The organism is Pseudomonas sp. AC193 (assembly GCF_979258075.1).
Window position 1 is genome coordinate 6,020,120 of record NZ_OZ409832.1, and the last position, 21,574, is coordinate 6,041,693.

Sequence of the window (21,574 nt, forward strand, 5' to 3'; positions counted from 1 at the left end):
CGGACACGTAGGATTCTGCCAGGGTGGCGGAGTGAAATGGATGTCAGGGAAACAGTCTGCAAAGCCCCGCTTCGGCGGGGTTTTCTTTTGCCTGCAGAAAAGTGCTCAGACCAACGGATCGAGCGGCGGCCTGACTTCGCGCTCCATCACTTCTTCCAGCAATGTCTGCAACAGCGCCAACGGCGCCTGCTGACGCTGCACATCGCGACAGACCAAGCCAACTTTCAGCGGCACCCGTGGTTCGCTCAGCGGCTTCCACAGCAGATCCTGATCGTCGTATTCCTTCTGTGAACGCCCCGGCAGCACCGTTGCCAATTTGGTATGCGGCAGACTGTCGAGAATCCCCACCATATTGTTCAGCTCGGCTTGCACCTGCGGACGGCGCCCGAGGGCGGTCAGTTGCGCCTGCCAGATCTGGCGGATCTGGAATTCTTCGCCCAACAGCAACATCGGCAGCTCGGCGGCTTGGCGCATCGAGACTTTCTTGAATTCGCGTAGCGGATGATCCGCCGGGATCACCAGCGTCAGTTCATCTTCGTAAAGCATCACGCCATGCAAACCCGGTTGGCGCGGCGGTAGATAACTGATGCCAATATCCAGCGAGCCATTGAGCAAACGTCGCTCGATCTCAAGTCCGGTCAATTCATAAATCTGCACCACCAGATGCGGCTGTGCCTTGCGCACGCGCTCAAGCATTTGCGGCACCAGACTGGTGTGAACCGTTTGCAACACGCCGATCGCCAGCGTTCGCAGCGCCTGACCCTTGAAGTTGCCCAACGCCTCGCGCGCCCGTTGCAAACCGTCGAGCAGCGGCAAGGCGTGGTTATACAAAGTGTGCGCGGCGAGGGTTGGCAGCAGGCGTTTGCTGCTGCGTTCGAACAGAGTGACGTCGAGGTTTTGTTCGAGCTGGCGGATCTGCTGCGACAGCGCCGGTTGCGAGATCGACAGGCGCTCCGCCGCCCGGCCGACATGGCCTTCTTCGTAGACCGCGACGAAATAACGCAGTTGTTTGAAATCCATAAGTAATGCTTATCGAAAATGCTGGAAAAACGAAATGGCCCGAAGCCGTCAGTGAGCCTAGTCTAACCGCATTCACAAGGCTTACAGGGCCAGAAAGCGCGATGAATAGCGTTCGCTTCGACAGTGTTTACATAGGCAGTTCAAAACACCTCAAACGAGGTTTTTTGCAATGAATCTGTTCAGTTTGCGGCGCCAGACGCCGAGTCTTGATGACCTCGCTTTCGAGGCCAATCCATCTGACCCTAACGAAAATCTCAGCGCCGAGCGCCTGATGCCCAGCGTCGAACGGCCGCAACAGGTATTCGTCCGTGGTCAGGGTTCGTGGCTATGGGACAGCAACGATCGTGCGTACCTGGACTTTTCCCAGGCCGGTGGCGCCAACAGCCTTGGTCACAGCCCTTCGGCGCTGGTCAAAGCCATCAGCAGTCAGGCGCAGGCGCTGATCAATCCCGGTTTCAATCTGCACAATCGCGGCATGCTCAGCCTCGCCGAACGCCTGTGCGCCGCGACCTCCAGCGATCAGGCTTACCTGCTCAACAGCGGTAGCGAAGCCTGTGAAGCGGCGATCAAACTGGCACGCAAGTGGGGCCAACTGCATCGCGGCGGCGCGTCGCGGATTATTGTTGCGAAGCAGGGTTGTCATGGTCGAAGTCTGGCAACGATTTCCGCCTCGGACAGCTGCAACCTGCACAACCGTTTCGCGCCGCTGCTGCCGGGTTTTGATCTGGTGCCGTTCAACGATTTACCGGCGCTGCATGCGGCGGTCGATGCGCAGACCGTGGCGATCATGCTGGAGCCGATCCAGAGCGATGCCGGTGTAATTCCAGCCACCGAGCACTACCTCAAAGGCGTCGAGCGTCTATGCCGTGAACTGGGCATTCTGCTGATCCTCGACGAAGTGCAAACCGGCATCGGCCGCTGCGGCACGTTGCTCGCCGAACAGTCCTGCGGAGTACGCGCCGATATCGTCGTGCTCGGCAAAGGGCTTGGCGGCGGTGTGCCGTTGGCCGCGTTGCTGGCACGGGGCAAAGCCTGCTGTTTCGAAGCAGGCGAACTCGGCGGCACCCATCACGGCAACGCACTGATGACAGCGGCCGGTCTGGTGGTGCTCGACAGCGTGCAAGACCGCAGCTTTCTCGAACAGATCAACGATAACGGCCAACATCTGCGCGAAGGCCTGGTCCGATTGGCGCACCGCTACGACCACGGCGAACTGCGTGGCCAAGGCCTGTTCTACGGACTGACCCTGTCAGACGATTCCGCCGAAGCCGTCGTCCACGCCGCCCTGCAAGAAGGCCTGCTGCTCAACGCCCCGCAAGCCAACTGTCTGCGCTTCACCCCGGCGCTCACCGTGAGCAAAACCAACATCGACGAAATGCTCCTGCGCCTCACCCGCGCATTCGCGCGCGTGCGCACCGCACAACTGCAATGCCGCAAAGGGATTGCCGTTTGAGCTGAAGTTTCCTACCCGAATTAAAGAACCGTCTCGCGGTATAACGCACGCCCCACGCCTGATTCTTTTGGCGTGGGGCGTTTTTTTGTGGCCGGGTTTTGCAGGTGGCAATTAATGCTTGAGCTATGGAGCCGCTCATGTTTTTTAAGCTTCGCCGTTGCTACGACAAATCGAAAACCTGTTGACCAAGGAAATTGAGGAGCCAGCTCATGGGTGAAAAATTCAAAAGTGAAATTTCTGAATCGATACACGAGTCAGCCATTGCACTGCTTGAGGTCGGTGCTATCAACAAGGCGACGATGCGAGAGTTTGATGTGTCGTGCCTCGTTGCATTTTCTGAGGCGGCACAGCGTCAATCTGATGCTGACGCGGAAAATGCTACTGAACCCTGACGAACGGCGCGGGTCGATTAGCTTGTATGGCTCAGGTGAGCCAACCCCCATTCAGGAGCTGCCCCATGGATTTTATTCGGATCATCATCGCTATTTTGTTGCCGCCACTGGGTGTGTTTCTGCAGGTCGGGTTTGGCGGGGCGTTCTGGTTGAACATTCTGCTGACGTTGTGCGGGTATATTCCGGGGATCGTGCATGCGGTGTATATCATCGCCAAGCGCTGAGCCAGATGCATGCCCTGTAGGAGCTGCGGCACGCTGCGATCTTTTGATTTTGATTTTGATTCGAGGATCAGGATCAAAAGATCGCAGCGTGCCGCAGCTCCTACAGGGAAGGTTTCAGTCTGTAGATCCCATCACCCGTCGATAGAATTTCCACTCCTGCTCCAGCGCATGTGCCTGATTGGCCGCGCGGCGGAAGCCGTGGCGTTCGTCGGGGTAGTAGTGGGCTTCGACCGGGATTCCGTTCTGTTCCAATGCCGTGACCATGTCGCGGGTTTGTTGCGGGACAACCACCGCGTCCAGTTCACCCTGAAAGAAAATCACCGGCACGCGGATGTTGTTGGCGTGCAACAACGGTGTACGGGCGGCGTAGCGTTCGGCGTCTTTTTCGGGATCGCCGATCAGCCAGTCCAGATAATCGCCTTCGAACTTGTGCGTCGCCCGAGCCAACGCCACCGGGTCGCTAACGCCGTAAAGGCTGGCGCCCGCACGGAAAACCTGTTTGAACGCCAGCGCACACAGCGTGGTGTAACCGCCTGCGCTGCCACCACGAATGAACGCCCGTTCGCCGTCGATCAAGCCTTGGTCGGCAAGATACGCGACGACCGCGCAAGCATCCTCGACATCCACCTCACCCCAGCTCAGATGCAACGCCTGACGATATTCCCGACCATAACCGCTGCTGCCGCGATAGTTGAGATCGGCGACGGCGAAGCCGCGTTGCGTCCAGTATTGAATGCGCGGGTCGAGCATCGGGTAGCAGGCCGACGTCGGGCCGCCGTGGATGAACACCACCAACGGCGGCTTAGTCTCGCCGCTCATAGCCGGATAGAAAAACCCATGCGCTTCGCCGGATCCGCTTGGATAACGCAACGTTTGCGGACGACTGATGCGCTGGGCGGGCAGGGGCGCCACGCCACCGGCCAGCACTTGCACTTCACGCGTTGCACGATCAATGGTGATGACCGCCGAAGGACTGATCGGCGAGGCCGCGATGCAGTAGATAAATTGCGCATCCAGAGCCAGATGACGGAAGCGGCTGTAGTCACCGGTGAAATCTTCATCGCCCAATGTCAGACGGCCAAACCCACCTTCACTCCAACTGGCTAAAACCGAATCTTCAACAGGCAACCAGGTGCAGCCGCCGAGTTGCCAAGGCGCCGGTGCATGATCGGCCTGAGCAGCGGGCAATGGCTTCAAACCATCAGAAGCCTCAGCCCATGGCTGCCAGAAGCCACCGCGATCAGTCAGGCAATACAGCCGACCTTCAGCATCAAATCGCGGCTGTTGAATGGACTCCTCAATCTCGGCGCCAGCCACGCAGCGCGGCGAACTGAATGCACCATCCGCCAGGCGTTCAGCCACCATCAACCGCGTCGACGTCCACGGCTGATGCGGCCGGCTCCACTCGACCCACGCTAAACGCTGGCCATCCAGGCTGATAGTGGGCGCAGCATAAAAATCCGCGCCTTCAACCAATAAATGCCGCGCGCCGTCAGCCAGATCAATTGCCACCAACCGATGCTGATCGCGCAGTTCTTCCACCGCCAGCACCTGGCCATTGGCAAAATGCAGATCGCCGTAACGACAATCACCCGAGGCCAGCGCCTCAGGCGCTCCATCCAGCGTCTGCCGATACAACTGCTGATCCGCCTCAGCGACGAAAACCACCCCGTCCGGCGTCAGACAAAACGCACCACCGCCATATTCGTACACGCGACTGCGTACGCTGAAGCCATCCGGCGTCAGACGTTTCGCCACACCATCGCGCCAATGCCAGATCCGGCACGCGGCATCTTCCGGGCGATATTCATTCCAGAACAGACCATTGGCGCCGAGTTGCAACTCGGCGAAGTCCATGCCGGCAGCGACGGCTTGCGAGGCGCTGAATGGCTCAGCCCTTGGCGATGAGGCGTGAGTTTCGTTCATTGCGGAAGGCCAGTTGTTCGATGGTTTGAGTGGCGGTCTCGGCTTCTTCGCGGGCCTTGAGAATCACGCCGTGGTGTTCGGATTTGCTGCACACCGGGTCGGCATTGCTCGCATCACCGGTGAGCATGAATGCCTGGCAGCGGCAGCCGCCGAAGTCTTTTTCTTTCTCGTCGCAGGAGCGGCACGGCTCGGGCATCCAGTCGTAACCGCGAAAGCGGTTGAAGCCGAACGAGTCGTACCAGATGTGTTGCATGCTGTGATCGCGCACATTGGGAAATTGCACCGGCATCTGCCGGGCGCCGTGGCAGGGCAGGGCGGTGCCGTCCGGCGTGACCGTCAGAAAGATACTGCCCCAACCGTTCATGCAGGCTTTCGGGCGTTCTTCGTAGTAATCCGGGGTGACGAAAATCAGCTTGCACGGATGCCCTTCGGCTTCCAGCTTCGCCCGATACTCGTTGGTGATGCGCTCGGCACGCACCAGTTGTTCCTTGGTCGGTAACAGGCCGACACGATTGAGCTGCGCCCAACCATAGAACTGGCAAGTGGCGAGCTCGACGAAGTCGGCTTCCAGCGCGATGCACAGCTCGATGATGCGGTCGATCTTGTCGATGTTGTGCCGATGGGTGACGAAGTTCAGCACCATCGGATAGCCGTGGGCCTTCACCGCGCGGGCCATTTCCAGTTTCTGCGCGAAGGCTTTTTTCGAACCGGCGAGCAGGTTGTTCACTTGCTCGTCGCTGGCCTGGAAACTGATCTGGATGTGATCGAGGCCGGCCTTCTTGAAGTCGCTGATTTTCTGCTCGGTCAGGCCGATGCCGGAGGTGATCAGGTTGGTGTAGAAACCCAACTGCCGCGCTTCATGAATCAGCTCGGCGAGATCCTGACGCACCAGCGGCTCGCCACCGGAAAAGCCCAGTTGCGCAGCGCCCATCTCCCGCGCCTCGCGAAACACCTTGATCCATTGTTCTGTGCTCAGCTCTTTGCCCTGCTCGGCGAAATCCAGCGGATTGGAGCAGTACGGGCATTGCAGCGGGCAGCGGTAGGTCAGCTCGGCGAGCAGCCACAGCGGCAGGCCGATTTCAGGCTTGGGCGGCAGATCAGGCAAGTTCGATCCAGTGCTGTGCACGGGCAACCTCCATGAATTGCTCGATGTCATCACCGAGCTCAGGCACGCCGGGGAACTGCTCATCGAGTTGGGCAATGATCGCCGCAACGTCGCGTTCGCCGTCGATCAAACCGCCGATCAGCGCGGCGCTGTCGTTGAGCTTGATCATGCCTTCGGGGTAAAGCAGCACGTGACCTTTTTGCGCCGGTTCGTACTGGAAGCGGTAGCCGGGACGCCAGGTCGGGACTTTGCTGCGGTCGAAACTCATAAGGTGATTCCTTTATGCCAGACGCGTTGTTCGGTCACGCTGTGATACGGCGGGCGATTCAGTTCGTAGGCCATGCTCATGGCATCGAGCATGCTCCAAAGAATGTCCAGTTTGAACTGGAGAATTTCCAGCATGCGCTCCTGGCCTTCGCGCGTCTTGTAGTGCTCGAGCGTGATCGCCAGACCATGCTCAACATCACGCCGTGCCTGACCGAGGCGGGTGCGGAAATATTCATAACCGGCCGGGTCGATCCACGGGTAATGCTGCGGCCAACTGTCGAGGCGCGACTGGTGGATCTGCGGCGCGAACAGTTCAGTCAGCGAGCTGCTGGCGGCTTCTTGCCAACTGGCGCGGCGGGCGAAGTTGACGTAGGCGTCGACGGCAAAACGCACGCCGGGCAATACCAATTCCTGGGAGCGCAGTTGATCCGGGTCGAGACCGACCGCTTGACCGAGCCGCAGCCAGGCTTCGATGCCGCCGTCTTCACCGGGGGCGCCGTCGTGGTCGAGCAGGCGCTGGATCCATTCGCGGCGGATTTCCCGATCCGGGCAATTAGCGAGGATCGCCGCGTCTTTCAGGGGAATGTTCACCTGATAGTAGAAGCGGTTGGCGACCCAGCCCTGAATCTGCTCGCGGGTGGCGCGGCCTTCATACATCGCCACGTGGTAGGGGTGGTAGATGTGGTAGTAGGCGCCTTTGGCGCGCAGGGCTGCTTCGAATTCTGTGGGGGACAGCGGGGTGTCAGTCATTGCGGTTCTCCGGGGAACAACCCTAGAAATCTTTTCTGTTTGCACTGGCCTCTTCGCGAGCAGGCTCGCTCCCACAGGTTGATCGCATTCCAATGTGGGAGCGAGCCTGCTCGCGAAGGGCCGCGCATCGGTATCTACGGCTTACAACACAATACTCATGCCATCGAACGCCACTTCAACATTACGCCGCGCCAGTTCAGCACGCTCCGGCGAATCTTCGTCGAGAATCGGGTTGGTGTTGTTGATGTGGATAAGTACCTTGCGCTGCTCCGGCAACTGCTCCAGCACTTCGAGCATGCCGCCAGGCCCGTTCTGCGCCAGATGGCCCATCTCACGACCGGTACGCGTGCCGACGCCACGGCGCTGCATTTCATCGTCATCCCACATCGTGCCGTCGACCAACAGGCAATCGCTGCTTGCCATGATCTCCAGCAACGGCGCATCGACCTTGCCCAGACCCGGGGCATAGAACAGCTTGCCGCCAGTCTTCAGGTCTTCCACGATCAAACCGATGTTGTCGCCCGGGTGCGGATCAAAGCGGTGCGGCGAGTACGGCGGCGCGGCGCTGCGCAACGGCAGCGGGGTGAAACGCAGGTTCGGGCAGGCGGCCACGGTGAAGCTCTGGTCGAGTTCGATGCGGTTCCAGTCCAACCCGCCGTTCCAATGGGTGAGCATCTTGAACAGCGGGAAACCGGTGCTCAGGTCTTCGTGAACCATGTCCGTGCACCAGACCTGATGCGGGCAGCCTTCGCGCAGGCTGAGCAGGCCGGTGGTGTGGTCGATCTGGCTGTCCATCAGGATGATCGCGCTGATGCCGGTGTCACGCAGGGCGCGGCCCGGTTGCATCGGGGCGAAGCTTTGCAGCTGCGCGCGGATGTCTGGCGAGGCGTTGCACAGCACCCAGTTCACGCCGTCATCGGAAATCGCGATGGACGATTGGGTGCGGGCCTTGGCATTCAGGCTGCCGTCGCGAAAACCTGCGCAGTTGACGCAGTTGCAGTTCCACTGCGGAAAACCGCCGCCAGCGGCCGAACCCAGAATCTGGACGAACATGAACACTCCATCATTTCAACGCGGAAAATAAAACGCCCCGGCGAGCCGAGGCGTTGCACTGCAGTTCTATGTAAGCAGAACTCAGCGGCTGGCGAAGTACATGGTGACTTCGAAGCCGATACGCAGGTCGGTGTAAGCAGGTTTTGTCCAGGACATGGTGTGTCTCCTCAGGGTGGGTGGGATAGCGCTGTCCATAGTTATAGTCCACGGCAGCGCAGAGATGTTCCAAATAGTTAGGCTGCTATGTTACTCAAAATGTCACCGGGTTTGCCCGTGAATCTTTGAGAAAGCTCCTTGCAGCCTCGGTAATGATCAATTTGCTGCTTGCCATGGCGCGCCGGGCGCGGAATCGGTGGCGAGACAGCGGTAACCGCCCTCGGCGTTGATCAAATGCTGTGCAGCCGTGAGCAAAGTCTGGCGATCGAGTTGGCCGATGGCAGCGCTCAGTTGCTCAAGATAATCCGACGAGTGGCCAGCGAGTTTCGCCTGCCACAGCAATTCGGCGGCGTCCTTGCTGGACAGGTTGGCGTCGTTGAATTGATCACTGAGGTTTTGCCGGTGCTGGCTGAGACTGGCGTCATCGTGGGATTCGATCAACGCGGGGAGGTCTTCGCTGAATGCTTGAACGTGGCCAAGTATTTCCAGCGCTGAGGCGGTGGGCGATTGCACGCCGAATACGATTGCAGTCTGGCCGTGTATCTGGCGCAAGGCGCTGAATACCGCGTAACCCAGTTTTAACTCAACGCGCAGGCGCTGGTAGAACGGGGTCTGGACAATCAGCGCGAGCAGTCGCCATGCCGCGTCGTCGGTAATGCTGCGACTGGCAGTCGGGCAGCACAACAGCACGGCGTGTTCGCTGGATGCGCTGTCGATCTGGCGCCATAACCGTCGGCTGTCGAGCGCTGACGGAGCAGGCAATTGGTTGTCCGGCGTACCGGGAATGCGGCTCAGAGCGAGGCCCATGGCTGATTGGGTTTGTTGATTGAGGCCCAAAGCGAGGCCGTCCCACCGAGAAGTTGTCCACAGGTGTTTTGCATCGTCAGCCGTTGGTACAGGCTCCAGACAAAACTTCGGTAAGGCATTTATCAGTTGGCGGATGGGCATCAACGGCGTTTCTGGCGCGCTGCGTGGGGAATTGGCATCAACCTCTGTCAGAGATTTCAGCGCGTGCTCGAGGACATTGGGCATCGGCTCCTGCAATCCGGTGAGCTTCAGCAGCCATTGATTGCCCGTGGCGCTGAAAGACAGCTCGACGCCGGCCTCGCGCGCGTCCTGCTGAGGTTGCTGAAGACTGCGCTGCAAGCGCGAGTGCAGATCAGCGCTTACGGCGGCCTCAACCTGCCAGCGCAGATAAATCGCGCCTTCCTCGCTGTTGTCCGGCAAAGCCTGACTGAACTGCATCGGTGAGCGTTCACGGCGGCCGCGCGATCGATCCTGAGCAAACGTGCGCAGGCCACGGTGGGCGCTGGTCTGGCCGCGAATCAGCCCGGCATTGGCCAACGGTTCATTGGCGCGCAGGAACGGATTGGCTGCGGGCAGACGCCAGTGCTCGCTGAAGTTATCCACAGTGCCGATTTCGCCGAGGATCTGTGTGAGGGCTTCAACGCCTTTATCGGACAGGCCGATTTCCAATTGTTCACTGTCGAGCCGCGCCCGTTGCAGCGCGCCGCTGACTTGCTGCTGACGTTCAAGCAGGGCCGCGTATTCTTTGCGCAGTGGCGACCAATCCTGCTGAGCGAAGAAACTCAGCCAATCCAGCATCTGCTCGCGAATGGCGTTTAACGATTCCGCTGGAGCGGTGAATTCCAGCTGCAACAACGCTTGCCCGTTGAAGTGATAAACCGGCGCAGCTTTCAAGCCATCTGCCAGTTTTTGCGCCTGCAAATGCGCGAGCAGCCCGCCGGGTTTGGCGCTGTTCAGCCAATGGCAGAGAAACACCAAAGCCTCGACGGATGACTCAGGCAAGGCATCAAACGCAAACAGCAAATTGCCGCGTCGCTCACTGACCTGTTGATAACTTTTTACCGCCAGCGGCACGGTTGCCGCCTGCGTAACGTTATCCCCAGCCGGTAAGGCTTGTGAAAACTGCTCAGCCAGCGCTTTCAATTCTTCGAGACTCTGCGGCCCAACCAGACTCAAGGTCATTTGCCCCGTCTGATAAAACTGCTGATGGAAATCTTTGAGCGCTTGTTGAAACGCAGCCTGCTCGACTTGCAGGCTGTCGCGATTCCCCGCATGAAACCCGCGCAATGGATGTTCAGCCGGTAACCCTTCAAACAAGGAAAACTGCTGCTGCGCTGCAGGATCCTGCGACCAGGCGACAAATTCCGCCTGCAACACTTCCCGTTCCCGCAACTGATCGTCCAGATTCATACACGGTTTGGCGAGCATGTCTGACAGACGCTCCAGCCCTGCGCCGAACGAGCGCGTCGGCAACTCAAAGAAAAAGTCAGTGGTGCGTTCGCGCGTGCTGGCATTGACCTGGCCACCGTGACCTTGCACGTAGGCCATCAGCCCTTCGCCCGTGGGAAACCGCTCGGTGCCGAGGAACAGCAAATGCTCAAGAAAATGCGCCAGCCCTGGCCACGCCAATGGCCCGTCATGGCTACCAGCGGCCACGCGCAAAGCAGCCGCGCAGCGCTTCAGGTCAGGCATATGACGCAGGGTCACGCGCAAGCCGTTGGCCAGGATTTCAGTGTGGGGGCGGGGGTGAGTCGGCGCAGGCATGGGCACTTCCAGAACAGTGAAGTGCCAATGCTAGCGGATTAGCGCCGGTTGAGCGCGCCGTAAAGCTCGGGGCGGCGGTCGCTGAGGTAGCGATTGGCGGCGCGGGAGTCGAGCATCAACTGTCGATCGAGTTCGCCGATGATCAGCGCTTCGTCGAGTCCGGCTTGGGCGATGCGGCTGCCATCCGGTGCAGCGAGGCTGCTTTGCCCGCAATAGTGGATCTCGCCTTCGCTGCCGCAATAGTTGGCGTAGGCCACGTAACACTGGTTTTCGAAGGCGCGCGATCGCACGGTGACGTCGGCGACGAAATCGAACGGAATCATGTTCGCCGTCGGCACCAGAATCAGCTCGGCGCCGGCGAGTGCCAGACGCCGAGTGTTCTCCGGAAACTCCAGGTCGTAGCAGATCAGGAAACCGAGCTTCCAGCCGTTCAGTTCGACGATGGGGAAATCATCATCGCCTGGGCTGAACATCGAGCGATCCAGATCGCCGAACAGATGCGTTTTGCGGTAATTGCACAAGCGCTCGCCGTGCGAGTCGATCAGTTGCACGGCGTTGTAAATCTGTCCGTCGGCGGTGCGTTCCGGATAGCCATAAACAATCGCCAGACCTGCAGCCTTGGCGATCCGGCCGATCTGCTGCGCCCATTCACCGTTGTAGACCTCGGCCAAGGTGCTGACCGCTTCGGCGCCAATGTTGTAGCCGGTCATGAACATCTCCGGCAGCACCAGCAGGTCGGCGCCCTTGGCCTCCATCGCCACTTGATGCAGGCGTTGCAGGTTGGCGGCGGGTTCCAGTGGCAGCGGTGGACATTGGTAAAGGGCTACACGCATCAGGGATTCCTCTTACTCGGGCAGGGCGACAGGGCCGATGTCTTTGAACACATCACCGGGGCCCGGGTTCGCTTTATGTGTCGACCCGCCGAAATGTTTCATGATCCCCCATACCGCGTTGAGCGAGGTCTGCACCGCGCCTTCAACCCATGCCGGCGTCCAGGAAACGTCGTCGCCGGCAATGAAAATTCCGCGTTGCTCGGCCGGGATCTCGTCCTGCATGAAGTGCGCGTACATGCGCTGGTTATAGCGATAGTGGCCGGGCAGGGCGCCTTTGAAGGCACCGAGGAAGTACGGGTCGGCTTCCCACGACACGGTGATCGGATCGCCAATGATTCGCGCGGCGATATCGACTTTCGGGTAGATCTTTTTCAGCGCGTTCAGCGCCAGTTCTACGCGTTTCTCCACCGGGTGCGGGAGCATCTTCAGTGCATCGCTCATCCACGAGTACGACAGGCAGATCACGCCCGGTTTGTCGTCGCCGTTGTCGAACAGATAAGTGCCACGGGTCAGGCGATCGGTGAGGGTCATGCTCATCAAGTCGCGGCCGGTTTCCGGATCCTTGTCTTTCCAGAATGGCCGGTCGACCATCACAAAAGTCTTCGACGACTGCATGTAGCGGGTGCGGTCGAGGGCCATCCACATCTTTTGCGAGAACAGGGTTTCGTCGCATTCGATCTGCGTGGTCAGCAGCCAGCTCTGGCACGTGGTCAGCACGGCGGCGTATTCGCGGGTATCGCCGTTGTTGTCGGTGACCGCGAAACGGCCATCCGGCGCATGAGCGATTTTCTTCACGCCGGAACGCGGCGCGCCACGGTGCAGGGATTTCAGGCTGGTGCCTTCTGGCCAATGCACGCAGCGCTCCGGCACATGACGCCAGATGCCTTGCGGCACTTGCTCGACGCCGCCGACCACCAAGTGTTGGTGATCGTCGCAATTGGTCATCACCACTCGGAAGATTTCCAGCATCGAGTTGGGGAAGTCCGAGTCCCAGCCGCCGGTACCGAAACCAACCTGACCGAACACTTCGCGGTGATGGAACGACAGTTTGGCGAAGGCTTCCGAGGTGGCGACGAAGTCATAGAACGTGCGGTCGTCCCACAGCGGCACCAAGGTATTCCACAGCTCTTTCAGGCGTGGCACATCGCGGTCGCGGATGGCTTGCTGGATATCGGCGAACTGCGAGCCGGCCTCCAGCGCATCCGCCCAGGCGTCAGCCACTTCCTGAAACAGTGCAGGAAGATCCGCCAGTTTCTGTGCGTAATGGGTTTTGCCTTCGAGATCGATCACGGTGCTGCCGGAGGCAGGCGTCAACGGGTTCGGGAAAGGTTTGGTTTCGAGGCCGAGCTTGTCGACGTAGTGATAGAACGCGGTGGACGACACCGGAAAACGCATGCCCCCGAGTTCAGCGACGATGCCGTCAGTGCCGTTGAAGGCTTGCGAGCGTAAACGACCGCCCAGCTTCGACGCTTCGTAAACCACAGGCTTCAGGCCGAGTTTCATCAACTCGTAAGCCGCCACCAGACCAGCGATGCCCGCGCCGACAATCGCCACTTCTGCGCCGTGATTGTGCTCGGGAATAGTGCCGAGACCGGCCGGGTGTTCGATCCAGTCGTCAAACGCGAACGGGAAGTCCGGGCCGAAAATGGTGACTGGTTTCTTACCGTCTGCAGGATGGCGATTGTTCTTGTTCATGGCTGACCTTGCTGGCGACCCGACGCGGAATGCGCGTCTGAGTATAGGAAAAGATGCCAGCCATTCTAGGGAGCGTGGAACACGTTAATAAGACGCAAAGTGTCGTCGTTTTGCTAATTACCTGATCAATCTGACGATAGAGGCCTGCACACCGACCAAAAAGTGGGAGTGGAGTTGCTCACGAAAGCGTCGAAACAGTCGACATCATTGTTGCTGACAAATCGCCTTCGCGAGCAAGCTCGCTCCCACAGTGGATTTGTGCTTGGCGCAGATATTGGGCGCAACCCGGGTTAAATGTGGGAGTGGGCTTGCTCACGAAAGCGTCGATTCAGTCGACATCGTTGTTGCTGACTAATCGCCTTCGCGAGCAAGCCCGCTCCCACAGTGGATTTGTGCTTGGCGCAGATTTTGTGCGCAACCCGGGTTAAATGTGGGAGTGGGCTTGCTCACGAAAGCGTCGAAACAGTCGACATCGTTGTTGCTGACAAACCGCCTTCGCGAGCAAGCCCGCTCCCACAGTGGATTTGTGCTTGGCGCAGATTTTGTGAGCAACCCGGGTTAAATGTGGGAGTGGGCTTGCTCACGAAAGCGTCGATTCAGTCGACATCGTTGTTTCTGACTAATCGCCTTCGCGAGCAAGCCCGCTCCCACAGTAGATTTGTGCTTGGTGCAGATATTGGGCGCAACCTGGGTTAAATGTGTGAGTGGGCTTGCTCACGAAGAGGCCTTATCAGCCAACCGAAATGATATGGCTAACTCTCAAACCGGCTGCCCCCGATCAACCTTGCTACTCAAAATAATCGAAGTCGTCGTCTTCTCCACCCCATCCACCCCGCCAATCTGATCCAGCAACTGATCGAGCTGCTCCGGCGAATCAGTGCGCAACCACGCCACATAATCAAACTCGCCACTCACCGCACACAGCTGCTGCACCTGCGCCATCGCACTCAACCGACGCACCACCTCCTTGCCGGAACGCGGTTGCACTTTGATCCCGACGTAAGCCTGCAAGCCGCCATCGACCACCCGCTGACCCAGGCGCACGCCGTAACCGGTGATCACTTTGGCCTTTTCCAGCCGCGCCAGTCGCGAAGTCACGGTGGTGCGCGCAATGCCCAACTGCCGGGCAAGCATGGCAACGCTTTCGCGGGCGTTGATTTGCAGGGCGGCGATTAGCTGACGGTCGATTTCATCGAGCGCGGGCGGGCGGGTGTCGGGCAAGGGGTGGCTCCGTGGGTGTGGGGGCGGTGAGTACGCATGTTACAGACACTGTCAGCAACACGCTTGCAGGCGATGTTTGAACTGTTCACCCAAGAATCGATGCCATCGTTGCGCTGAAACAATACATCGGATATTTGATTTGACTTGATTGGCCTATTTATCAAGAATGCCAGCAAGAGCGCGAAATCCGCTGCCTTGCAGGGCATTAGTGGACGTAGGTACCTCAGCGATGCTGCAACATCGGTGTAAGGTGAGACCTCTTCATCCCATTTCCTGAGGATGCAAATATCAGGATTCAAATATTAAGGGCAGCCAAATGGCTGCCCTTTTCTTTGTCTTCAAGAATGTACCGCTTGTACAAAAGCTCGCCTTGGCGGTGTTTGTTCATCGCTCTGGCGGGAGCGTGCATGAAGTTCCAGAGGACATGCCCGTTTCGCACATCGACCACGACAAGCATGTCGTTTTTTGCCTCGTAGGCGTTAATGAATGCCATTCGGTATCCGCCGTTATCGTAGAGGACTTTCCATATTTCAAAAGGTCCCGTCAGCGTATCTATGGCATGTCGAACATAACGTTCTCGGGAGTCTGGACGTTTCTCGACGATGTGGGCGAGTTTGTCTCTCAGGACCGCGACGTTACCGATGGGCGTGAGGATGGTAACGGCCAACAATGACTCGTCGACAAACCCAAAGTGATCCGAGAGGATTTTGAGCGCGCCTTCTGCGTCCTCGGCCCTTTTTACCTCTTCTATTGCGGCTGACCGAAGTTCTCTCGATAAGGTTCTGAGATCGGGTAAGGCGAGGTCGATCCAGGTTTGCCGGTCGGCTGCTTCCTTTATCAGTGGCGCAGCATTCACGAGCATGAAATCGATCCTGGACGGGCGGAGGCGTCCGGAGATTACTCGTCTGGAGAAACGGTCAACAACGCGCGGAGAGGGGAGAAAACTTAGTTTGGGAACATTCCTACAGATCTTGCGGTTGTATTCCTAACAATGCTCTTCCGTACATTGCGCTCGCCAAACGTCGAACCCTAATCCATCGCCCAAGAAAAAGCCGCGCATTTAGCGCGGCTTTCAATTTGGTGGGCCCACACGGACTTGAACCGTGGACCAAAGGATTATGAGTCCTCTGCTCTAACCAACTGAGCTATAGGCCCTCAGTAGGCCGCGGATTATAGCGACGGTTTCTCGGCTGTGCTATCCGAAAAATCCGATACGGTTACACGCAGAAACGTTGCGGCGAATTCTTCCGGCGGCAGCGGCAGGCTGACGATGTAGCCCTGGATCTGTTCGCAGCCCTCGGCGGCGAGGAATTGCTGCTGTGCCTGGGTTTCCACGCCCTCGGCGATGACGGTGAATTGCATGCTGCGGCCCAGTGCGATGATGGCGCGCACAATCGCCGCATCGTGGGGGTCGTCGGGCAGTCCGCGGACAAAGGACTGGTCGATTTTGAGGATGTCCAGTGGCAGGCGTTTGAGGTAGCTGAGCGAGGAATATCCGGTGCCGAAGTCGTCAATTGCCAGTTGCACGCCGAGGTGTTTGAGTTGGTGCAGCACGGCCAGCGCCTCTTCGGCCTGACTCATGATGAAATTCTCGGTAATTTCCAGTTGCAGTAAATCCGGCATCAGGCCGTTTTCGTTGAGCAGTTGCTCAATGCGCCCGAGCAGGTTCGGCTGGCGCAGTTGTGCGCCGGCGAGGTTCACCGACAACGGGCCGAGGCTGTCGTAGACCTGATTCCACTCGAACATCTGCCGGCACGCGGTCTCCAGCACCCAATCGCCGATCTGCAGAATCATGCCGTTCTCTTCGGCCAGTGGAATGAAGTGCTCCGGCGGCACATCGCCAAAGGTTGGGTGGCGCCAGCGAATCAACGCTTCGGCACCGACCAGACGATGGTCGTCGAGGCTGATTTTCGGCTGGTAGTAGAGGTGCAATTCATTGCGCTCGATGGCCCGGCGCAGTTCGTGTTCCAGCGCGATACGCTCGCTGGCCTGCGCGGTGAGGTCGCGGGTGTAGCTTTCGACGCGGTTGCGGCCCTTGGCTTTGGAGCGGTACATCGCCGCGTCGGCGTTTTTTACCAGCGTGGCGACGTCGCAGCCGTCGCGCGGATAGAGGCTGGTGCCGATGCTGGCGCTGATGAAAAACTCGTGTTCGCCAGCCTGAAACGGCGCGCCGAAGCAGTTGAGGAGTTTGGTGGCGATGTTGTCCGCGTCGCTGGCCTGTTGCAGGCCGGGCAGCAGGATGATGAATTCATCACCGCCCAACCGTGCCACGGTGTCGATGTCGCGCAGTTGCTCTTTGAGGCGCACGGCGATGCCCTTGAGCAGCAGGTCGCCGACCGGGTGGCCGAGGCTGTCGTTGATGTGTTTGAAACGGTCGAGGTCGAGGAACAGTACGGCGCCCTGACCACCGTTTTCCTGTTGTGTGGTCAGCGCCGAGAGCAGACGACTTTCGAACAGCGTGCGGTTTGGCAGGCCGGTGAGCGGGTCGTGGTGCGCCTGATAATCGAGTTTCGCCTGCGCGTGTTTGAGACTGGAGATGTCGGCAAACACAGCGACAAAGTGCGTGATGAATTTGTCGCGGTTGCGCACGGCGCTGATGGTCAGCCAGCTCGGGTACAGCTCGCCGTTTTTACGCCGGTTGGAGATCTCGCCTTGCCAGTGACCTTCGTCGGTCAACTGGTGCCACATCGCCGCATAAAACGCGCTGTCGTGCAGACCGGAGGCGAGCAGGCGCGGGGTGTGGCCAAGGGCTTCGCTTTCGCTGTAACCGGTGATTTCCGTGAAGGCGCGGTTGACTGCGCTGATGTGCTGCTGGGTATCGGTGATCAATACGCCTTCGGCGGTGCTCTCGAACACGGTCGCAGCCTGTTGCAGTTTTTCCTGCATCAGATGACGTTCAGTAATGTCGCGGGCGATGGTCAGCATGCAATCTTCGTCACCGATCGGCAGTGGTCGGCTGGACACTTCGCACAGACGAATCTGACCATCGCTACGACGGATATGGCAGGTGAAATCACGCACGAAGCCGTCGCGGTGCAGCAGGTCGAGCATCTGTTTGCGCTCGTTGAGGTTGACCCAGATTCCCAGATCCAGCGCCGAGCGATCCACCGACATCGCGCTGTTGAATCCGGTGATGCGGCTGAACCCTTCGTTGACCTCCAGCAGCAGGCCATCGCTCTGCCGCGACAACAACAATCCGTCCGGCGAGGCGTGGAAAGCCTTGGCGAATTTCTCTTCGGAGGTTTGCAATTGCTGCTGGGTTTCTTTGAGTTGGGTAATGTCGCGCACCACGACCACCAGCGCCGGCGTGGTGTCGAGGTCGAACGGCTCGGCGGAAATCAGGCCGGTGAATACTTGGCCGTTATTGCGGCGGAAGGGCATTTCCAGATTGCGGATGCTGCCGGCCTGCAAGCGCTGGAGCAAACCGGGGCCGACGCCGGGAATGCCCCAGATATTCAGATCCGTGGCGGTCTGGCCGATGACTTCTTCGGCCTTGAGTCCAATCTGTTCCTCGAAGGCTTCGTTGACCTCCAGCAAACAGCCGTCGGACAGCCGCGCAATCACCAGAATGTCCGGGCATTGCTGGAAGACCGAGGCGAATTTCTGCTCGGAAAGACGCAGCGCTTCTTCAGTGCGCTTGGTTTCGCTGATGTCGATCATCAAACCGCGCATCACCGGTTCGTGGCCATGTTCGATAAGGCTGACGATGTCGCGCACCCACAGGCAGCGGCCGTCGGCGGTAATCACTCGGTAATCGAGGCTGTGATCGCGTCCTGCCAGCACCTCGTGATCACAAAAACTCTGGGCGCGAGTGAGGTCGGCCGGGTGAATGATGTTGCGCCAGAACCCCGGAATCAACCAATGCGACAGTGGATAACCGAGCAAGTCTTCGGCGTGCGGTGACACATAGCTGTAGGTGAAGTCGCTCATCCGCGCTTCCCAAGCGATCGCCGACAAGCTCTCGACCAGTCCACGGTAGTGATATTCGCTGCTGCGCAGCTCCTGTTCGAGGTCGATGCGCCGGGCGATTTCCGAGCTGAGACGGCGGTTGATGCGGATCACCACGGCCAGCACGATCATCAGCAATAACAGGCCGGGCAAGCCGTAAACCAGCAGGTCTGACCAGAACGTCCGGTGATCGAGGACGTTGCCCACCCAGTGTTCCTGAATGGCGCTGATTTCGGCGGGGCTCATGTCGGCGAGGACTTTGTCGAGAATTCCCACCAGCACTTTGTTTTCGCGCGGCACGCCCATCGCCAGTTGATAGCGATACGGGGTTTCGCCGCTGACATAGAGGCCATCGAGCTTGAGCTGACGCAGGCTCCAGACGCTGGAGGCGAGGTCGCCGACCACGGCGTCGACTTCGTCGGTCGCCAATGCCTGCAACGCCGAGCTGACGTTGGGCATGGCCACCAGATTCAGATCCGGGTGGTGGGTGCGCAGAAGTTCGTGCGGCGCATAGTTTTCCACCACGGCGATTTTTAATCCGTACAGATCATCGAGTTTGCGCGGTTGCGCGCCGCCGACGTGGGCGAGGATGACAATCGGGAAGTCGAGGTAGGGCCGGGTGAATGACAGATAGTTCTGCCGTTCCGGAGTGGACATGATCCCCGGCAGCAGATCGATCTTGCCGGTTTTGACCTGCTCCAGCACCTCTGTCCAGCTGATGGGCTCAATCGGCGTGAGTTTGATCGCCAGACGTTGGCGAATCACGTCGATGTAGTCAGCCGCCAGGCCCTGATAACGGCTCTGGTCGTCACGAAACTCAAACGGTGGCCACGATGCATCGACACCCAGGCGCAAGTCCGGGTGAGCCGCCAGCCAGCTACGTTCTTCATCGGTCAGAGTCAGCGCGTTAGCCGTTGCGGGTCCAAATCATCAGTGACAGCAAGAAAAGCACGGGCGCCAGTCTGGGCATAACGCTCTCGTTATGGCTCGGGGGTGATTGTTTCGAGTGTAGACGCGGACTGCAGCGGGGAGGGTGGTGCGAGGAATTTAATCTGCCTAAAAACAAAACCCCCGGCCTGGGCCGGGGGTTCTGGTATCACTCGTCGAGGAAGGAGCGCAGATGCTCGCTTCGCGTCGGGTGGCGCAGCTTGCGCAGCGCCTTGGCTTCGATCTGACGGATCCGCTCACGCGTTACGTCAAACTGTTTGCCCACTTCTTCGAGTGTGTGGTCGGTGTTCATGTCGATACCGAAACGCATGCGCAGTACTTTGGCTTCACGGGCAGTGAGGCCGGACAGCACTTCGCGAGTCGCTTCTTTCAGGCTCTCAACAGTGGCGACATCGATTGGCGACTGCATGGTCGAGTCTTCGATGAAGTCACCCAGATGGGAGTCTTCGTCATCACCGATCGGCGTTTCCATGGAGATCGGCTCTTTAGCGATCTTCAATACCTTGCGGATCTTGTCCTCAGGCATTTCCATGCGTTCGCCCAGCTCTTCCGGGGTCGGTTCGCGACCCATTTCCTGCAACATCTGCCGGGAAATACGGTTGAGCTTGTTGATCGTCTCGATCATGTGCACCGGAATACGGATGGTGCGGGCCTGGTCGGCGATCGAGCGAGTGATCGCCTGACGGATCCACCAGGTGGCATAAGTCGAGAACTTGTAACCACGACGGTATTCGAACTTGTCTACCGCTTTCATCAAGCCGATGTTGCCTTCCTGGATCAGATCGAGGAATTGCAGACCACGGTTGGTGTACTTCTTGGCGATCGAGATCACCAGACGCAAGTTCGCTTCAACCATCTCTTTCTTCGCGCGGCGGGCCTTGGCCTCACCGATCGACATGCGACGGTTGATGTCCTTGATTTCAGCGATGGTCAGACCGGTTTCGGTTTCCAGCGCGATCAGTTTCTGCTGGCAACGGATGATGTCCGGCTGTACGCGACCAATGGCTTCGGCGTACTTGCTCTTGCCTTTAGCCAGGGCGTCGAGCAGGCTTTCGTCGACTTCGTTACCCGGGAACTGACGCAGGAAATCAGCGCGTGGCATACGTGCATCACGTACACACAGTTGCATGATCGCGCGCTCTTGCTGACGCAGACGATCAAGGGCACCGCGAACACGTTCAACCAAACCTTCGAATTGCTTCGGTACCAGTTTGATCGGCATGAACAGCTCAGCCAGCGCCAGCAATTCGGCAATCGTTGCCTTGTTGCTGCGACCGTGCTTTTTCAGGGCCTTGCGGGTGATTTCCATCTGGTCGGCGACCGCGCCAAAACGCTGGGCGGCGATAACAGGATCCGGACCAGCTTTCGGCTTCTTCTTCGTCATCGGAAGATTCGGCTTCTTCGTCGTCGGTTTCGTCGTCGGCTTTCGCGACTTTCGCTTCGACAGGCGGCGGTACCTCGGCAGGCGGCGCAATGCCGTCGTCCGGGTCGATATAACCGCTCAGGACGTCGGACAGGCGGCCACCTTCGGTGGTCACACGAGTGTACTCGGAGAGAATATGGTCAACCGTGCCAGGGAAGTGCGCGATTGCGCTCATCACTTCACGGATGCCTTCTTCGATTCGTTTGGCGATTTCAATTTCGCCTTCACGAGTCAGAAGCTCGACCGTACCCATTTCACGCATGTACATGCGCACCGGGTCAGTGGTGCGACCGATATCGGTCTCCACCGCTGCCAACGCGGCGGCTGCTTCTTCCGCAGCGGCCTCGTCGGTATCGGCGTCGGCCAACATAAGGGCGTCCGCATCCGGAGCACTCTCGTGTACGGGGATCCCCATGTCGTTAATCATGCGGATGATGTCTTCCACCTGCTCTGGATCTGAAATATCCTCGGGCAGGTGGTCGTTGACCTCGGCGTAAGTCAGATACTTCTGCTCACGACCCAGTTTGATCAACTCAATAATACGAGACTGCTGTTGCGCTTTTCCGGACATAACACCCTATCCACTGAA

At 58.9% G+C, this 21,574-nt stretch carries 15 protein-coding genes, 1 tRNA gene and 2 pseudogenes; 3 read left to right on the forward strand and 15 right to left on the reverse strand.

The window, feature by feature from the left end; all coding sequences use genetic code 11:
- Positions 1–105: 105 nt before the first annotated feature.
- Positions 106–1,020, reverse strand: coding sequence for a LysR family transcriptional regulator (locus tag ACZZ0D_RS27025; protein WP_053124445.1), 915 nt, complete (start codon positions 1,018–1,020; stop codon positions 106–108).
- Positions 1,021–1,189: 169 nt separating this feature from the next.
- Here ACZZ0D_RS27025 and ACZZ0D_RS27030 point away from each other — a divergent pair, with 169 nt between their 5' ends.
- The 3 genes from ACZZ0D_RS27030 (at position 1,190) to ACZZ0D_RS27040 (ending at position 3,089) form a co-directional block, all read left to right on the forward strand.
- Entirely contained in the window at positions 1,190–2,473 is a 1,284-nt protein-coding gene (locus ACZZ0D_RS27030) for an aspartate aminotransferase family protein (protein ID WP_463554704.1), read from the forward strand.
- 209 nt (positions 2,474–2,682) lie between these two features.
- Positions 2,683–2,865 (forward strand): DNA-binding protein, encoded by a 183-nt coding sequence (locus ACZZ0D_RS27035; protein WP_463546841.1) that lies wholly within the window; start codon positions 2,683–2,685, stop codon positions 2,863–2,865.
- 65 nt (positions 2,866–2,930) lie between these two features.
- A complete protein-coding gene (locus tag ACZZ0D_RS27040) occupies positions 2,931–3,089 on the forward strand; it encodes a YqaE/Pmp3 family membrane protein (protein ID WP_003228885.1) in 159 nt (52 codons plus the stop codon).
- Between the two features lie 114 nt (positions 3,090–3,203).
- On the opposite strand, the gene ACZZ0D_RS27045 is transcribed toward ACZZ0D_RS27040, so the two are convergent.
- The 14 genes and pseudogenes from ACZZ0D_RS27045 to rpoD all read right to left on the reverse strand — a co-directional run bounded on the left by ACZZ0D_RS27045 (position 3,204) and on the right by rpoD (position 21,556).
- Positions 3,204–5,015, reverse strand: coding sequence for a S9 family peptidase (locus ACZZ0D_RS27045; protein ID WP_463554705.1), 1,812 nt, complete (start codon positions 5,013–5,015; stop codon positions 3,204–3,206).
- On the reverse strand, positions 4,981–6,141 hold the full coding sequence (gene pqqE, locus ACZZ0D_RS27050; RefSeq protein ID WP_159815430.1) for a pyrroloquinoline quinone biosynthesis protein PqqE: 1,161 nt from the start codon (positions 6,139–6,141) through the stop codon (positions 4,981–4,983). The genes ACZZ0D_RS27045 and pqqE overlap by 35 nt, the downstream gene beginning before the upstream one ends.
- The gene (pqqD, locus tag ACZZ0D_RS27055; RefSeq protein WP_400648767.1) at positions 6,113–6,388 is read right to left on the reverse strand and encodes a pyrroloquinoline quinone biosynthesis peptide chaperone PqqD; all 276 of its coding nucleotides are present in this window, start codon (positions 6,386–6,388) and stop codon (positions 6,113–6,115) included. Before pqqD ends, pqqE begins: the two co-directional genes overlap by 29 nt.
- Positions 6,385–7,137, reverse strand: a complete 753-nt coding sequence (pqqC, locus tag ACZZ0D_RS27060; RefSeq protein ID WP_003228879.1) for a pyrroloquinoline-quinone synthase PqqC — start codon at positions 7,135–7,137, stop codon at positions 6,385–6,387. The genes pqqD and pqqC overlap by 4 nt, the downstream gene beginning before the upstream one ends.
- A 141-nt stretch (positions 7,138–7,278) precedes the next feature.
- Positions 7,279–8,190, reverse strand: coding sequence for a pyrroloquinoline quinone biosynthesis protein PqqB (gene pqqB, locus ACZZ0D_RS27065; RefSeq protein WP_053124431.1), 912 nt, complete (start codon positions 8,188–8,190; stop codon positions 7,279–7,281).
- Between the two features lie 81 nt (positions 8,191–8,271).
- Complete coding sequence (pqqA, locus tag ACZZ0D_RS27070) at positions 8,272–8,346, reverse strand: pyrroloquinoline quinone precursor peptide PqqA (RefSeq protein WP_003422658.1); 75 nt, start codon at positions 8,344–8,346, stop codon at positions 8,272–8,274.
- A 156-nt stretch (positions 8,347–8,502) separates the two neighbouring features.
- The gene (gene pqqF, locus ACZZ0D_RS27075; protein WP_463554706.1) at positions 8,503–10,917 is read right to left on the reverse strand and encodes a pyrroloquinoline quinone biosynthesis protein PqqF; all 2,415 of its coding nucleotides are present in this window, start codon (positions 10,915–10,917) and stop codon (positions 8,503–8,505) included.
- A gap of 38 nt (positions 10,918–10,955) precedes the next feature.
- On the reverse strand, positions 10,956–11,750 hold the full coding sequence (locus ACZZ0D_RS27080; RefSeq protein ID WP_282356616.1) for a carbon-nitrogen hydrolase family protein: 795 nt from the start codon (positions 11,748–11,750) through the stop codon (positions 10,956–10,958).
- Between the two features lie 12 nt (positions 11,751–11,762).
- Positions 11,763–13,445 (reverse strand): flavin monoamine oxidase family protein, encoded by a 1,683-nt coding sequence (locus ACZZ0D_RS27085; protein ID WP_463554707.1) that lies wholly within the window; start codon positions 13,443–13,445, stop codon positions 11,763–11,765.
- A 759-nt stretch (positions 13,446–14,204) separates the two neighbouring features.
- On the reverse strand, positions 14,205–14,666 hold the full coding sequence (locus tag ACZZ0D_RS27090) for an Lrp/AsnC family transcriptional regulator (RefSeq protein ID WP_053124425.1): 462 nt from the start codon (positions 14,664–14,666) through the stop codon (positions 14,205–14,207).
- A 295-nt stretch (positions 14,667–14,961) separates the two neighbouring features.
- Positions 14,962–15,528, reverse strand: a complete 567-nt coding sequence (locus tag ACZZ0D_RS27095; RefSeq protein WP_463554708.1) for a PBECR2 nuclease fold domain-containing protein — start codon at positions 15,526–15,528, stop codon at positions 14,962–14,964.
- 216 nt (positions 15,529–15,744) lie between these two features.
- A tRNA-Ile gene (locus ACZZ0D_RS27100) sits at positions 15,745–15,821 on the reverse strand.
- A 15-nt stretch (positions 15,822–15,836) separates the two neighbouring features.
- Positions 15,837–19,584 (reverse strand): annotated as a pseudogene (locus ACZZ0D_RS27105) (bifunctional diguanylate cyclase/phosphodiesterase).
- A 126-nt stretch (positions 19,585–19,710) separates the two neighbouring features.
- Positions 19,711–21,556: pseudogene (gene rpoD / locus ACZZ0D_RS27110) on the reverse strand (RNA polymerase sigma factor RpoD).
- Between the last annotated feature and the right edge of the window lie 18 nt (positions 21,557–21,574).